Here is a 15837-nt window from a genome sequence, read left to right as displayed (position 1 = left end):
GACCGGGATGGCCTCATAGTTGGCCGTCAGGGTCACGGCATTGGCCGGCATGGTGATGGTCAGGGTAGTAGCGGTGTTATCCTCCAGCTTCAGGCCATCAGCAGTCCAGTTCACGAACTGCATGCCCTCTTCGGGAGTGTTGGCGGTGACGGTGATCTGAGCGCCGGCCTCATACTCGCCGGAGCCGGTGCCGCCGTTGACGGTGAGGGTATAGGTCTCCACCGGGGCGGCGGTGACAGTGACGGCGGCGGTGCCGGAGAATTCCCCGTCGGCCACGGAGGTGGCGGTGACGGTGAGGGTCTCGGCGGTCTCGTCCTCGGCCACGGTCAGCAGGCCGTCGTCGGAGATGGTGGTGCCCGGATTCTCCGTGCCCTCCACGCTCCAGGTCACGGCCTGGCTGGGCTCGTTCTCGCCGGTGACCACAGCGTTGAACTGCCGGGTGGTGCCCACCTGCACGCTGGCGGTGTCGGGAGAGACGGTGACGCCGGTGACCACAGGAGTATCCTGCTCAAACACGGCGGTGATGGTGACGTCCTTGGCGGGCATCTGGAAGGTATTGTCCCCGGACACCGTCACGTCCTCGCTGGTCCACTTCACAAAGTGCCAGCCCTCAGCAGCCTGGGCAGTCAGGGTCACGGTGTCCCCCTCGGCGGCCGCGGTGGGCGTGGCGGATGCTTCGCCCTCGCCCTGGGTAGTTACCGTGACGGTGTACTGCTCGGGAGCCTGAGCCACATGGATCGAAAGCTGCGCGGTCCGTTGATAAGGGTTCTGCACACTTTGCTCTGGTGCCAGTGTTCCGGAAATCAGATAAGTACCGGGAAGATCCGGATTATAGGTATCTTCCTCCCATACCACAGGACAAGCATAGGTCTGTCCATCTGCGGTATAGACGGTGACGGTCTGAGGCGCGGCCTGGGACAGCTCGGTACCCTGAGGAACGGTGACCGGATCAAGGGGGCACATACCGGTAATCTGGGCGTCATAATTACCTACCGTGATCCGGCAGAACGCCTCCAGTCCATTCGCCCACTCTGCCCGGACGACAGCCTCTCCTTCGGTCAATGCTGTAACAGCAACCGAGGTGTCCTTCTCCTCGCTCAAGGCAATTACAGTTTCTCCCTGCTCCACACTCCACTGGATGACGCTGCTGCCATCCCAAGTACGCAGCGTCATTTGATCCTCAGGGGAAAGGTAGCGATGCGCAGCATTGAGCAATGGCAGGGAGACCACTGAGCCATATACTTCAAACTCATTGACAGCCACCAGGCCCTTCGACGACTTTGTAACGTAGATGCGGATATAGCGGGCCATGATACCATCCAGGGTATCACTTACCAGGCCGGACTGGGTATTGTTCCGATGATCACAGATTTCGGTGTAATGTTCTCCGTCCGTGCTGGCCTCCACATAGTATTGATAGTAGCGGTTATCTTTGGTCAGCCAGTTTGCTTCAAAGCGGCTCAACTGGCAAAGTTCACCCAAGTCAATGATAAACCACTCATTGGACGAGGTGTTTCCGCCCCAATAGGTGGACATGTCACCGTCCAATGCCTTTTCCACTACGTGGTCCGCGTTTTGGTAGGAAGAGGCCGTCGCCGACTTTCCACGCGACAAAAGCTGTTCGTCTGCCGCGCCACTATCTACCGTGATGCTCATCGCATCCTGCGCACTTCCATCCGGCGTGGTTGCAGTGACGGTAGCGGTACCGATGCCGCATGGAATCAGCTCCACCTCGCCCTTTTCACTCAGCGCTACCTGTACCACATCGGGCTGATCCACCGACCAAACAAGGCTCTGATCGCAGCCCTCCCCGGTCAGAACAGGTACCACCGGCGTACGTGTCCCCATTGTAAGGCTCTGCTCCTCAGGCAGCTGCACCTGCGAGGCATATGTGGGCGCGCTGTCGGCCACTGTAATGGTGCACTTGGACTGCAGCAATCCATCATTGGCACGGAGGGTCAACACTGCCGTGCCGGCGGCGGACGCTTTGAGGGTAACGAAGTCGTCTTCCCGCTCGGTTATCTCTATGATACCCGCCTGATCAAGGGATAGCTCTGCCAGCTGATGGTCGGCATCGTCGGGGGTGACCGCCACGGGAATACGCACGCTCTGCCCCGGTGTCAGCGTAAGGGCCGCTGCCCCCAGGTTTGCCTGATACAGCGGTGCTTTTACCCTGGCTTCCATGTCGGCAACCTGAGCCTCCGCCGCATGGTAGCACTCGTACAGTTCTTTCTGGCCCGTAACGCCGGCTTCTACCAGCGCTTTGAGTGCATCTACAGCTTCTTGGGCCGCCATGCGGTACTGCGCAGGCACTTGTCCGACTCCATAACCCGGCTCCACCGCGTCCATACGCTCCTGCAGCCCGGTCAGCAGCGCTTCCGCCTGATTGGCCATGCAGGGTACGCCGGAGAGCTCTTCAAAGTAAGCGATGTATGCATCGGCCCACTTCTGTGCCTCCGCCTTCTGCTGCTGCATTTTTTCCAGCACTTCCCGGAAGCGCCGGGCATCGATCTTGCCCTCCAGAGCACTCCACTTGTCGATCTGTTCCTGCACCAGCGCCGGCCCATTGCTGTAGCTGCTGTAAAGCCGCTCCAGCACGGTCTCACCGTTATTCAGCTGGTAATCATACGGGACATGATGGAACCAGAGCAGCAGCTCTTCCGGACAGGTCTCCAGGTCCCGGTAACGCTGTGTATTTTCCGGGTAGTATTGGTCCACATAGAGCCGGTCCGACGCATCGCCTGTGACCCGGTCATAACCGACTCCTTCGCTGTCCGCCTTATGATAGCTCTGCCGGCCGGCCGGATTGGGAGAGAAATGGCCGCCGTCGGAAACCAATCCAAGTCCAAGCGGCGAGGTGTAGCTCTCATAAATGGCGCGGGAATCGGTCAGGATCTGCGAGATGGTGGTCAGCACCTGCTCCTCGCAGCCAAAGGTCATCTTGACAAAATCTGTGGTGATATCCTCCTGGGCGGTATCAGGATCCCACGCCAGCCGGCCAAACCCGTACCAGTTGGCCTGGGCCAGGTGAAGATTGGTCCAGTTGGTAAAGCTGCCGGTATTGGCTACTCCGGCCACCAGCGAGATTTTGTTGGCGCCTACACTACCGCTGAGCAGGTTGGCCACTGTGCTGCCCTCGCCGTAAGCATAGGTGTCAAAGTCAAACACTTCCTTATAGAGTGGGACGAGGTAACAGTTGTGCACATCCTGGCCGGTATACTCCTGGGTAACCTGGACCTCCAACCCCACGTTGGTCTGCTTCAGGCCGCCAAAAAGCGGGTGGACCGGTTCGCGCACCTGGAAATCCAAGGGACCATTTTTGATCTGAATGACCACATTGTCATTGAACTGACCATCGATGGGTTGGAAGGTCTCATAGGCCTGTGCCACACGGTCGGGGTTTTTGTCGGGGATATCGCCATATACAAAGGCCCGCCAGATAATCAGACCGTCGTGTCCGGACGCCGCCAGGGCGTCTGAAAGCATATTCGCTCCATCTGCGTGGTTCTTTCCATAGCTGAACGGTCCCGGCTGCCCCTCTGCATCCGCCTTAATCAAAAATCCGCCAAGATCCGGGATATAGGAATAGATCTCGGAAAATTTATCTGTCCACCACTCCTGCATGGCTGCCCAAGCATCGTCTGCACTGGGGTAATCTTCGAGCTTACCTACCCCCTCCTTGTTCGGGCTTCCAAAATTCAGCGACAAGTAAACTTGAATTCCGTAATCCCGGAACACGTCGGCCAGCGCCTGGATTTTGGGCAGATATGCTTCACTGATAAAGGCGGCATCCGCATTTACATTATTCAGCGCCACGCCATTGATGCCTACGCTGGCGCAGGCGCGGGCATATTCGGTATATTCAGGCTTGAGCTCCGGCAGCTGATTCCAGTCCCAGATGCTCAGGCCGGCATAGCCGCGCTCAATGGTCATATTGGCGTTGTCCCAGTGGTTCAGCATGCGATAGTCATTGACCGGCACATCCTGGATGGACAGGTCCTTCAGCGACTTTCCGGTCTGCATCCTGGCCAGGAACTGGAATACGCCATACAGCACACCGTTGGGCGTATTGGCCGCGATGACCGTAGCGGAATGTCCGTCAATCGTTTTCGAGCAGAGCAAGTATCCCTCCCTGCCCAGACCGGACAGATCCAGTCCCAGAGCCTGGATCTGCGGGGAATCTGCTGTACCGAATACAACCGCTCCATCTTTGGTGACTGCCGACTGCAGCTGCATGGGCTCTTCCAGTCCAAACAGGCCGCTGGTACCCAGCTGCAATTCCGCCAGGGCGGAGGCAAGGATCCCATCCTCACAGCTCTCATCACACACCAGCTGCGTGACCTGCTGTTGATATTCCGCCAGCATGGCAGCATCCACGGAATCCGGGTCATACCGCAGCCAGAGCTCATGGCCATCCTCTTCTCCGGCGGGCCGTTCCTGATTGAAGATCAGCTGAGGCGCGGAGGCGCCCTCACGGCTGCTGAAATCCACCAGAATTCCGTCGTGGCTCACCTGAGACTCCAGCAGCAGGGAAAAGCGGGTAATTCCTTCGGCCAGCTTATCCTGTATAAAATCGGTCAGGTCCGCTTCAAAGGTCTCACCCGGTACTGCATAGACATCTGCCGTTGTGATATAAGTCCGCTCCAGATCCCTGGAATTGTTCCAGGTTACTTCTGTCTCCTCCCAGGTGTCCGGAATCTCATTGACCGCAATCCGTACATACTGCTGCCGGGTGGCAGCGGTAACATTGGTGGAACCATTTGTCACCTGCATGGAAAGGATGGCGGACTGGATCTCCTCCGGCTCCATCTGCGCCAGGTCAAAGGTCAACAGCGTCTCCCGCTTTGTTGTTGCACTGGGCGTCAATTTTACCCGTACGGTATCCGCCTGACCAAAGTTCTGGTCCGCTTTTCCGCTCTCCACGTAGGCGTCCCGCACAGCGCCCACCGCATGCTGTCCGCTTTGCTCCGTCATTTCGGCCGCCATTCCCGGGACGCTCAGCGACGCAGAAAGCGTAGCTGCCAGCGTCAAGGACAATAGCCGGCTCCAGGCTTTTTTCATAAAGACAACTTCCTCTCTTCCAACTGTCTGCCCGTCATAAGGGACCACCTTCCATGCGCTCCGATACGGCAGGTATGCTTTTATTGCACTTGCTGTGGAAATCCTGATTTTGTTGTCAGCTTACAGAAAGGCCTGTCTTTTCACCCCCCGCTATTTTTATGCGAAACTGCCACACGCTTTCTCCTTTTTGCGAGATATTTTATCTAAAATGCTATATAGAATTCTACTATTCCGACCAAATCCTGTCAAGTCTCTTCCTAAATAGATCGCTTTGTTTTATACACCGACACAACCACAAAACTGCCCTCAATCCATTGCCAAAACCCGGTCTGTTCTTTGGGCGTCCGCATCCTTCGGTCCAACTTCGATGGCATATCTATTTTCAGAAAAATCCTACAATAGATAATAGCAGAGCCCCCATGTAGCAAAGCTATATGGGGGCTCTACTGTTTTAGATGGGGTTACAAATCAACATTCTCCCCACTCTCCTCCGGGAACAGGGTCTCTTCAGGAGGCTCCGTGGTTTCGGGCTGCTCAGGAAGTCCCGTCACATCAGACTGGTCTGGCTCCTGAGGAAGCTGAGGTTGTTCACTCTCAGGATCCTCAGGCACCGGCTCTGCCGGCAGCAGCGGGATCAGCTCCATCATGTTACCATCTGTCTGCGCCGCAGCCAGCTTGACGCGGTTACTGACCTCAGGTCCGGTACCAGTAGGCATATCCTCGGTGCCGTTCTGAGACAGGTAGAACTTGTGGGCTACCACACCGTCTTCTCTGGCCCAGAAGGTGATGGTATGCACACCGGCCTCTTCCACCTCCATGCGCCAGATGCTGTTGTTGCGCTGCCACTTGAGCTTGCCGGAGTGTCCCGTATTGTTGTTGGTATCAAACAGGAACTCTCCGTCCAGCCCGACGAAGAAAGAGTCGGAGCTGTCATCGGGGTGGCTGGTGAAGGTATACAGATAATAGGTGCCGGGATCCTGGAAATACACCTGGAAGGACAGGGACGGCACGTTCTCCAGTTCCGTCTCCTTCCACTGCATGTTATTGTTGGAGGAGAGCACCATGGCAGGCTGGTCGTTGACATCCTGCTCACTCCAGACAAACTCACCCTGGTCGGTATAGTTTGCGTACTCGCTCTGCTCCATAACGGAAGTGACATCCAGGCAGACACGTCCATCCACCTCGAGGAAGGCGCCAGGGGTCCAGTCCTCACCGACGACCGTGAGGGTATACTCGGCAAAAACCTCGGGGTCCTGGTTAGAGGTGAGGCGGATCACCGCTTCACCCTCGGCCAGGCCGGTGATGCTCACCCGTCCATCGTCCAGTTCTTCCATGTTCACGCAGTCCTCACCGGAGACCAGGGACCAGGTAGCAGTGGTATCGTTGGCCTCAGCGGGGCGGACCGTGCCGGTCAGAACCGTGGTTTCATCGATTTCAATGGAAGGTGTGGTGCCCTTGATGGTCACTTCCTTCACATGGATCAGGGTCTCGATTTCCTCACGCGGGCTCTCCATGGGACCCATGCCGGTGGGCAGGGGGTCGGTGGGATCGTTGGTCAAATAGATCTTGTTGAGCACGCAGCCGTCCTCTCTGGCCCAAATAGTAAGGGTGTGGACACCCGGCGTGGTGATCTCGAAGTTCCAGGAAGAGGGGTACTTGTCCCAAACCAAGCTGCCGCTCTTGCTGTTGTTGGTGTTGAACTGGTACTCACCGTCCAGGGCCACATGCATGGAGTCGGAGGAACCATCCGGATGGCTGATAAGGGTGTACATGTAATACACGCCCGGCGTGGAGAAGTCGATCTGGAAGCTCATGCTGGGAGCCACCTCGTTGAGGTAGTCCACATCATTGCCGTCCCAGATATCGCCGCGGTTCGGAGAGGCCTGGAGGCCGTTCCGGGCACCGTTGAGCGACCACTTATGGGTCTGACCATCCTTCACATAGGCGTACTCGCTGTCCTCCAGAGCGGTCTGGGCATCGATGCATACCGACCCGTCCGTCTCCAGGAACACGCCCTGGGCGACGCCTTGCTTACCATTGACCGTGACGGTATAGCGTGCGGAGACTCCGGGAGACTGTTTGGAGGCCGCCTTGACCTCCACGGTGCCAGCCTTGACGCCGACGAGCTCCACAGAGCCATCGGGCTGCTCATCCAGGTAAGCGGAGCTCTCACCGGAGAGGATGCTCCAGGTGACGCCGGGGATCGTGACATCGCCTGGCTCCACTTCGGCAGTCAGGATGGTACTCTCACCCACGGTGATGACGTCCTCGGTGGCACGGATGGTGACCTTGGTAGCCTGGACATCGTTGTTGATCTCACGCTTCATCGCGCCGCCCAGGTCGCTGGGGGTCGTACCGGACTTGGTGATGCAGAACTTGTCCAGCAGCACGCCGTCTTCACGGCCCCAAACGTTGATGGTGTGATATCCACTGCTGATAGTTACAGTATTGTCGATCTTGGCCCACTGGTAGGCGCTGGTCTGCTCCGAACCGGGGTTGTAGGTCCCCACATACTTCCCGTCCACGCCGATGTGGAAGGAGTCATCGTCATCGCTGACCGCACGTTTGAGGGCCCAGAAGGTGTAATCGCCGCTCTGGTCAAACTTGACCTTGAAAGAGAGCATGGGGCTGTTCGTCAAATTACCAGTATTGCTGAAGTTGGTGCTGGAGTTGGGGCCGTGTACCATGCCGCCGCCGCTCATGCCGGAGCTCTCCATCCAGGCGGTTGGATTTCCAGCCTTGGCAGAGGCATACTCAGAATCCTCCAGGGCTGCCTCGGCCTCGATCCAAACGGTACCGTTCTCGGCCAGGAACGCGCCATCATTGCCGCTGACTTCAGGCTCGGTATAGGGCATGATCTCCATGCTGGTGACGGCCCAGGTGCCGCTGAACTCCAGGTCCAGAGTCTCGTCGCTCCCCACTTCAGCGATGAAGCAGCTCTCCAGGGTAGTACCTGCCTGGATGGAGACATTGGAGAGGGCTTCCTGACCGTTGGCCTTCACGCTCATCTCAAAAGACATACCGCCGTCCTTGAGCCGGTCGCCGGAGGCCAGCTGCACGGTGTACTTGCCCTCAGGCAGTTTTACGAAGAAATGGGTAGGCTCACTGCCGTGGATGAAGCTCTTGTCCCGATCGGCAGCCTTGGGCGCATCGTCTCTGATAACCGATTCGATCTGGCTATCGGCCGCCCAACCATAGTTGAGGCCCGCGCCCTGCACAGTGTCGGTGCCCACAGTGATGTAGTTGGAGACCGTACCGGAAGCGCCGAAGTTAAACCAGTAGTTGTCCCGCTTCTGTCCGTCCTCGAACTCGAGCCCGTCAAGGGTCAGCTGGGGAGGCGTGGAGATGGGAGCCTGGACGTAAGCGCCGGGGATGGTGTTGTAGCTGATGTTGGGGCCAAGGTAAGAAGCCTGCTCGCCACCGGTGTTGATGACGATACGGTCGAACGCAATGCCGGCATCCGCCTTATAGACCACCAAGGTATAGTAGCCGGGCTGATCCACGGTGATCTGGAAGGACAGCTTCTCGATGTGCTCCTCCACGTTCTTCTGCCACCGGGCGCTCTGACTCAGGGCGGAAGACTCGCCGGACAGAACAGTGGGCTCCTGTCCCTCCAGGCCCACGGCGATCTGACAGGTCTTGGTCACGCCATTCTCATCGCGGCCCTCGTTCAGAGTGGGGATACGGTACAGGGTGCCGTTAAAGGTGCCGGTGCTCTCGAAATAGATGCGATACTGGAGCTGAGCAGACTTCTCCGCAAAGTCACCGGTGATCTTCTCAGAGATGTCGGGATAGACGCGCATGGAGCTGCCGCTGCGGCCCAGTCCCTCCACCACCTGCCACTGGCTGTCGCCTTTGGCAATGGCCTCGGTGTAGTGTTCCGCCTCAATCGCTACATAACCGTTGGCTTCAACATAGGTGTTCGCCTCCGGCTGGAGAGTGGACTTATCTGCGGAGATCTGGAAGGTCTTGCTGAAACCAAAGTCATCCTTAATGGTGACGGAACCGGTATTGGCACCGTCCTGAGCCTTACTCCAGTCGATGCTGACCCAGATGCGGTCCTCTACTTCCACACTGCCTCCGGTTTTGGAGAGCTGGATGAAGTCGCCATCAACCTCGGCATACCAGTTGTTTGCCTTGGCCTCGCGGCTGAACACGTCAATGAAGCGCTTATCGTCCGTCAGGGAGGAGAAGGAAAGGGTCACATCCTCCGTGCCATTCTTCTGACCCTCACACACAGCACCGATGCCCTGGACGGCGTCGCTCTTGATCACAGGCTCGTACTCCAGCTCACCCTTGATCTGGGGCAGGCCATTGCTCCGCTGGTAGGGGTTCATGATCTCGTTCCACTTACCGCCATTGAGCTCCTTGTTGTAGTAGTTGAGGTCGGACATGATGTTGCCGTATGCCTGCTTGGAAAGCTCGATATAAGCGTTAACGCTGCCATAGCGGCCCTGCTGCTTATAAAGCTGGCTCTTCTGCTGGTAGATATTTTTCTCCAGAGTAAACTTGCTGGCCCGGATGGGATAGTAGACCATCTCATAGAATGCGTCCTGCTTGTCAGCAGGCAGGTTACGGTAGATGGCATCCGCCCGGTCGAAGACCTCGCTCATCTGGTCAATACGGATCTGGGCCTCATCGCCGTTGGCGATGGAGCTGTAAGTATCCATGGAGCTGAAGCCCTGGAACTCAGGCCGCATAGCGATGTTGTACTGGTAGTAGTCCAGCATGATATCAGAGACTTCCGCAGCCCCCTGCTCGTCCAGGCCAAAGTCGCGCTCAGCCACGTCGGCGAGGAAGTCGGGGATGGTCTCGGGCGTCTGGGAGTCGATATCCCAGGCCAGGTCCATGCAGAACTCCAGAGAGATCTCAGAGGGCTTCAGGTCGCCCACATTGATGATCCAATAATCATCGGCGCCGGTATCATACGCCTTCTTCAGCTCCTCATAGATCAGGCTGGGAGGCGTGGTATTGATCCACAGGTAGCTGATGGGGATACCCCAATAGGAGATGTGGTAGTATACACCACCGCCGCCGCTGCGCTCACGCTCGTCCTCGGTCAATACCTGCCGCAGGTAGCCGTGGTTGTCATCCGGCCACATCAGCATGACGTCATCCGGGATCTGGACACCGGCAACTCCGTTGTCCGGGTCGCCGTTGTAGTACTGCAGCGCCTCCTTATAGGGCAGGAATACCTGGGGCACCGCATCCTCCGCCCCAAAGAACTCCTCGACCATGGAGCGCTGGGCATCAATGATCTTCTGCAGAAGGCCGATCTGCCCCTTCAGGCTCTTGTCTTCCAGCCCGGCATATGCCATGCCCCAGTCGTGCACGCCCCGCATGCCGATGGTATAAATATTCTCAAATCCGCCTTTGGCACTGCTCTCCAGCCGCTCACCCCAGTAAGCGTTCAGCGCTTCCGGATTGATGGAATAGTCGTACTGCGGCTCGCCCACAGCGTCGTATTTGTCCTTGTTGGCGGCTGCCCAGGGATACCATTCACCTTCATTGTTTCGGAACATGTTCTCACAGTGAGAAGACCCCATGAGCACGCCATACTCTTTGGCGACCTTGGCATTGATGGGCAATCCATCCTCATCCAGGTACTTGTTGAAGGCGTCGCTGGGCTTATGCATGCCGGGCCAGACCGTATTTCCTTTCAAACGCAGGACCAGCTCAAACACCTTGGCATATACACCAGCATTGGGATGTCCGGGCGAGTCGGTGTCGTTCTCAAACTTCCGGGACCATTCGGTGAAATTTTCCTCATCGTTGAGGAAGAGGCCACGGTACTGAACCGAGGGTTCTCCGGCCACAATCGGCTCGTCAACCGACACCTGGATATTGTCCTTTACTTCAGGCGTAACATCGCCCCACCAGTACCAAGGCGAAACGCCCACCATCTCCGAGACGGTATAGATACCATAAATAGTACCACGGGCGTCACTGCCGGCAATAACCAGGGCCTTATCTACGCCAGGCAGTGGCTCCTCCACTTCCTTGATCACATAGGATTCCCAGTTGCCCTGGATATCCTTCGCCTCATCCAGCTTTCCGGCTTCAATCAGCCCCTGGATTATGGCGCTGTCGTCAATGCTGCCTACCAAGATCGCGTAACCGGCATTCACATCGGATACATCGGTAATCAACTCCGGCACCAGGTCAGGATCAGCTGCGTCCAGACGCTCAGCCTGCCGCTCCATGTCGTCATTGTAGAGCATCTGGATCTCATGGCTGTCAATCCCACCGGTAACCATGGCAATGTCCTGCCGCAGATCGCCCACTGCGCGAGCGATTTGTACGTAGCTATCCTCGTCATCAGGATAGGCCTTGTCGATGATGACAGGAGCCGTCGTCGTACCATTATAGATGCAATCGCTGGCAGGCGCCGGGGTCGGCTCCGGGTCTGTGGAATCGTCATCGCTGGAGGTCTTGGTCCACTTAGCGTAGAGAGTCAGGTCGGCACTCACAGGCTTGGAGAAATCGTACTTCTCCTTTAGCTCTCCATCGCTGTACCAGCCGTCAAAGCGGTAGCCGCTCCGGGTGGGGTCCCCGGGGCGCTCGGCAAGCTTCCCTGCCTCCACCACCTGGTCCTCTACCTGGCTGCCGCCGTTGCTGTCGAAACGGACGCGGAAACTCTCCGCCGGCACCGCGCCGGGCTCCGCGATGGCGGCCAGCCGGGACATCACCGCAGCCACTTCCGCCCGCTGCACCTGCCGGGCGGGGCCAAAGCTGCCATCGGTGTAACCGGTCATCAGCCCGCTGCGCTGGCAGGCCGTCACGGCCTCCGTGGCCCAACCGCTGATCGAGGCTGCGTCCGTGAAGGCCATGGCCTCTTCCGTCTCTTCCAGCTCGATCCCTGCATAGTCACAGTAGCGGATCAGCATCGCCGCCACCTGCTCACGGTCAATCGCCTGCTCGGGCAGGAACGCGCCGCTGCCGTTGCCTTCGGTGACACCGGCATCCACGGCCCATTCCACCGCTCCGGTGTACCAGGTCCCCGCCGGCACGTCACTGAAGCCGGTGGACGCACTGTCGTCTACTTCCGCCCCATCCATACGGCTCAGGACCGTCACAAACATGGCGCGGGTCATCGGTTCCTCAGGGGAAAACGTGCTGCCGTCGCCAGTCCCCAAGAACAGTCCCTTGGATGTCACGTCCGATACATACTCATATGCCCAGTGTTCTGCGGGCACATCAGTAAACCAGGTGTCCTCCGCCGCCGAAGCACGCCCCATACCGGAATATGGGATCGTGGATGCCAGCATGGAGAACGCCAGCAGGAGCGATAAGCTCCGTTTGGTTTTTTTCATCCAAATACCCCTCTCTTAAAACGACGCTGTATTTGCTGTCAACGTCTATTCCTGTTCCGGTTGCTTGCCTCCTCTCTTGTCCATCTCGTGCCGGACAGCCTGCAGGCATAGACGTGTAAGCCGGTGTAAACTGCCCCATGGTCCCTTATCTGCGGGGCTTATTCTATCGTGTATCTTCCGTTTGCTCATCGATACATGGAAATAGAACTCTGGAACACAACCTCTCCCTTGAGCCGCTCTATCTCACCTTTTGTCTGTCTGACACGGAAGATATGCTGGAACAATCTCTTTGTCGCTTGCCAGCCCTGTTGGTATGGGTTTTTAAAAATCAAGTTTTGGAACACATTTTTCTTCAAGCTCTCCATATTTTCAGAAAAAATATCGCTGCCAATGGCCGAAATTCGCCCTGCCATCCCAGTCCGCTCCAGCGCCCGGGCCAGCTGGATGCTTCCCCGTGCCGTTACGCTGCAGCAGCCGCCAATCTTTTTATCTTTGAGGACTTCCAGCAACTGTCTATAGAGCTGCTGAATCTCTTCGTCACTGTAACCGTAGTAAATCTTATATATCATCCGCTCCGGTGCACATTCACGCAGATAAGACTCCAGACCCTGCACCATCTCCACGTTGGCTGGAGTACTTTTCCCGCCTGCGCAGGCCAGGATTCCACTTCCGTCTGGCGTTGTCCGCACCAGAATCTCTCCCATAGTGCAGCCCAGCAGATAGTTCTCCGTCTGTACACTGCACACAGGCCCTATCTCCGGCACTTCGCCGTTGACCAGCACAATGGGCAGCCCTAAGTCACTCAACCTGCGCAAGGCTTTCCGTGCTTCCGGCGCAATATCGCCCAGTACGACCACACCCGACAGTTTTTCCTCGGACTGGATCTCCTCTACGCTCTTCAGCTGAACCGTGACTGATCCGTCATTCCGATACGGCAGCTCCATCAGTTGGATATTGAAATCCTGCGTACTCTCACAATAGTCTCGCACCCCCTTCCAGATCGGTCCGTAGTATAGCTCATTGCCACCCTCCGGTGCTGGAAGTACTGCCCCGATCCACGTCTCTCCCCGTTTGAGAGAGGATGCTGCAGCGTTGCATCGATAGTGCAGGGCTTCTACCACTCGCAATACCTTCTGGCGAGTCTCCTCCTTGGGTCCCGTCTTTCCTGCTACTACCAGGTGCACTGTAGACGGCGAAACCCCTGCCCGCGCCGCCACATCTCGGATTGTAACGCGATTTTTCTCTCTTCTCATGCCATTCTCTCTTTTGTATCAGCCTAAATATATTTAAAAGTCAAAACCGCAGTCTCTTCGAATTTATACAAATTGACTTTACAACGTTACAATTGTATGACAGATGATGTTTCTTTCGGCAATTCTCTTTCCTTTCTCTGCACAGAGAAAGGAGATGTCCCGCGGGACATCTTTCGTTTACTAGCATGCTAATATTTTTAATCAAATTTGTCAACGCAATGTCTTATTAAAAAATTTTTTTGTTTATATCGTATAGAATTTGCATAATTTTAATATTCCCGCTACCTGTAATGAAACTTAATTCACTTGTATACAACGATTTCTTTTCTATATTATCTGATTTTATTATTACTTTACTTTGTTAGATTTGACAGACCGTTCCAGGTGCACGGTGCAGCATTGTGTACTGGTTCCATTGGAAAGGCCATAAGAGTGTCCCCCTTTCCGGCAATGACACTTCCGGCGGCATGTTCATAGTATGAGGTGGGCACTTATCCCAGAAGGAGGTAACACAATGGGTGTTACAAATTCCAACAAAGTGATCAACACCGACCGCATTACCTGCGACGGTGCTCTGCGGGTAACCCTGGCGCTGACCGCCGCGCCGGATATTGTTTCCAATCCCACCGATATCGTACTGGTACTGGACCGCTCCGGCAGTATGACCGGCGCTCCCCTGGCTGCCATGAAGCTGGGCGCAAAAACCTTCATCGATCTCATTGACGAGGCCACAGACAACAACAAGGATGGGCAGATCGGATCGGGAAGCCAAATGGGCGTCGTCAGCTTTTCCAATACAGCTGTGGCAAACACACAGCTGATTACCTCCGTGGACGCATTAAAAACTGCCGTAGACGGTTTGACGGCCGGCGGCAGCACCAATCACGCAGATGCGTTTACCAAAGCCGTCCAACTGTTTGATCCCGCCTCTACCAATGCCAAGGTGATCGTGATGTTTACCGACGGCAATACCACCACCGGAGCCCCCCCGGCCCCTATCGCATCTGCCGCCAGGGCCATGGGAATTATCATCTACTGTATCGGCCTGATCGGCTCTGACGGGCTGGACATTACAGCGCTGAACGACTGGGCCACCGATCCCGATGCCTCCCATGTGGCGGTTACACCGGATGCAGCCGACCTGGAAGCGCTCTTTGCAGAGTTGGCCGCCAACATCTCCAAACCAGGAGCCACCAACATCGCCATCCACGAAGTGGTCAATCCGGACTTTGTCATCACCAGTATTTCCTCTCCTACAAAAGGTTCCGCCACCATGCTTGATGCGCACTCTCTGCGTTGGAACATTCCGCAGCTGGGGGTTTCCTCCAGCGAAAGCGCGACCCTGGACTTCTTCATCCGGCATATAAGCCAGCTGCCCGGAACCAAACTGGTCAACGAGTCAATCACCTATTCCGACAACGAGGGGAATGTCGTTTCTTTCCCTAAGCCCACTGTATCCGTTTCCTGTGACATTGTGGTCCATCCAGAGGACTGTCCTGTACCGGTAGAACTGACGGTAGAGGGCTGTAAGGATTCCGTCCTGGTAGACATGGGGGATGTCTATCTGGAATCTCAGGGGCAAATCATTCAGATGGATGTAACCATCAAAAATGTCTGTCCCGGAAAGCGAGTGGCTTTGGCGGCCATTCTCACCGAAGTGGATCAGAGCGGTATGGAGTATCAGCGCGGTATGAAGGTGATGACCATTCCCGCGCATAATTTCCCCATGTGCCGTGACGTACTGGTCAAATGCATCAAATTTGTGGTGCCAGATAACCGGTCTCTGTCGAACGAAGGCATATGCGGCCCCCGCAAATTTAAGGCCCGCTTTCTTGCCAACAACATCGATACCGATTATCGCTGTTGTGAGTCTGTCATCACCCTTTAACCAACCATCCACCGCCCTGCCGGGCGGTGGTACATATGTGTCGGATCCGTTTGTACAGATGCTGCAAAATCTGCCGCAGAAACGCCCAATAGACGACAAAGAGATGGCCTGTGGAATATTATTCCACAGGCCATCTCAAAAGGAAAGGAAGAACGAAAAGTTAGTTGTCCTCGCTCTGAGTAAACCGCATGAGCATGGTGGCTACCTCGGCGCGGCTGGCGGTGCCCTGGGGATCCAGAGCGGAACCGTTCTTGCCGGTGAGGATGCCCTCGGCCACCGCCCACTCCATGGCGTCCTGTGCCCAGGCGGACACGGAGGCGGC

At 56.5% G+C, this 15837-nt stretch carries 5 protein-coding genes; 1 reads left to right on the top strand and 4 read right to left on the bottom strand.

Annotation, left to right across the window (positions count from 1 at the left end):
- From WMO45_RS13500 to WMO45_RS13490, 3 genes are all read right to left on the bottom strand, one after another.
- Nucleotides 1–5061 (bottom strand): InlB B-repeat-containing protein (locus tag WMO45_RS13500; protein WP_349141408.1); only part of this gene is annotated, 5061 nt, incomplete at its 3' end.
- A gap of 461 nt (nucleotides 5062–5522) precedes the next feature.
- Nucleotides 5523–12374: a glycosyl hydrolase 115 family protein gene (locus WMO45_RS13495; protein WP_349141407.1), complete on the bottom strand. Its 6852-nt coding sequence runs from the start codon at nucleotides 12372–12374 to the stop codon at nucleotides 5523–5525.
- A 185-nt stretch (nucleotides 12375–12559) separates the two neighbouring features.
- Nucleotides 12560–13627: a substrate-binding domain-containing protein gene (locus tag WMO45_RS13490; protein WP_349141406.1), complete on the bottom strand. Its 1068-nt coding sequence runs from the start codon at nucleotides 13625–13627 to the stop codon at nucleotides 12560–12562.
- Nucleotides 13628–14141: 514 nt separating this feature from the next.
- On the opposite strand from WMO45_RS13490, the gene WMO45_RS13485 reads away from it, so the two are divergent.
- A complete protein-coding gene (locus WMO45_RS13485) occupies nucleotides 14142–15515 on the top strand; it encodes a vWA domain-containing protein (RefSeq protein ID WP_349141405.1) in 1374 nt (457 codons plus the stop codon).
- A gap of 160 nt (nucleotides 15516–15675) precedes the next feature.
- Here the strand turns inward: WMO45_RS13485 and WMO45_RS13480 are convergent, their stop codons facing one another.
- Entirely contained in the window at nucleotides 15676–15828 is a 153-nt protein-coding gene (locus WMO45_RS13480; protein ID WP_349141409.1) for an S-layer homology domain-containing protein, read from the bottom strand.
- Nucleotides 15829–15837 lie beyond the last annotated feature (9 nt).

The organism is Flavonifractor hominis (assembly GCF_040095835.1).
Lineage (GTDB): Bacteria > Bacillota > Clostridia > Oscillospirales > Oscillospiraceae > Flavonifractor > Flavonifractor hominis.
The sequence above is the reverse complement of the archived record's forward strand: the minus strand, read 5'-3'. Positions and strand labels throughout refer to the sequence as shown.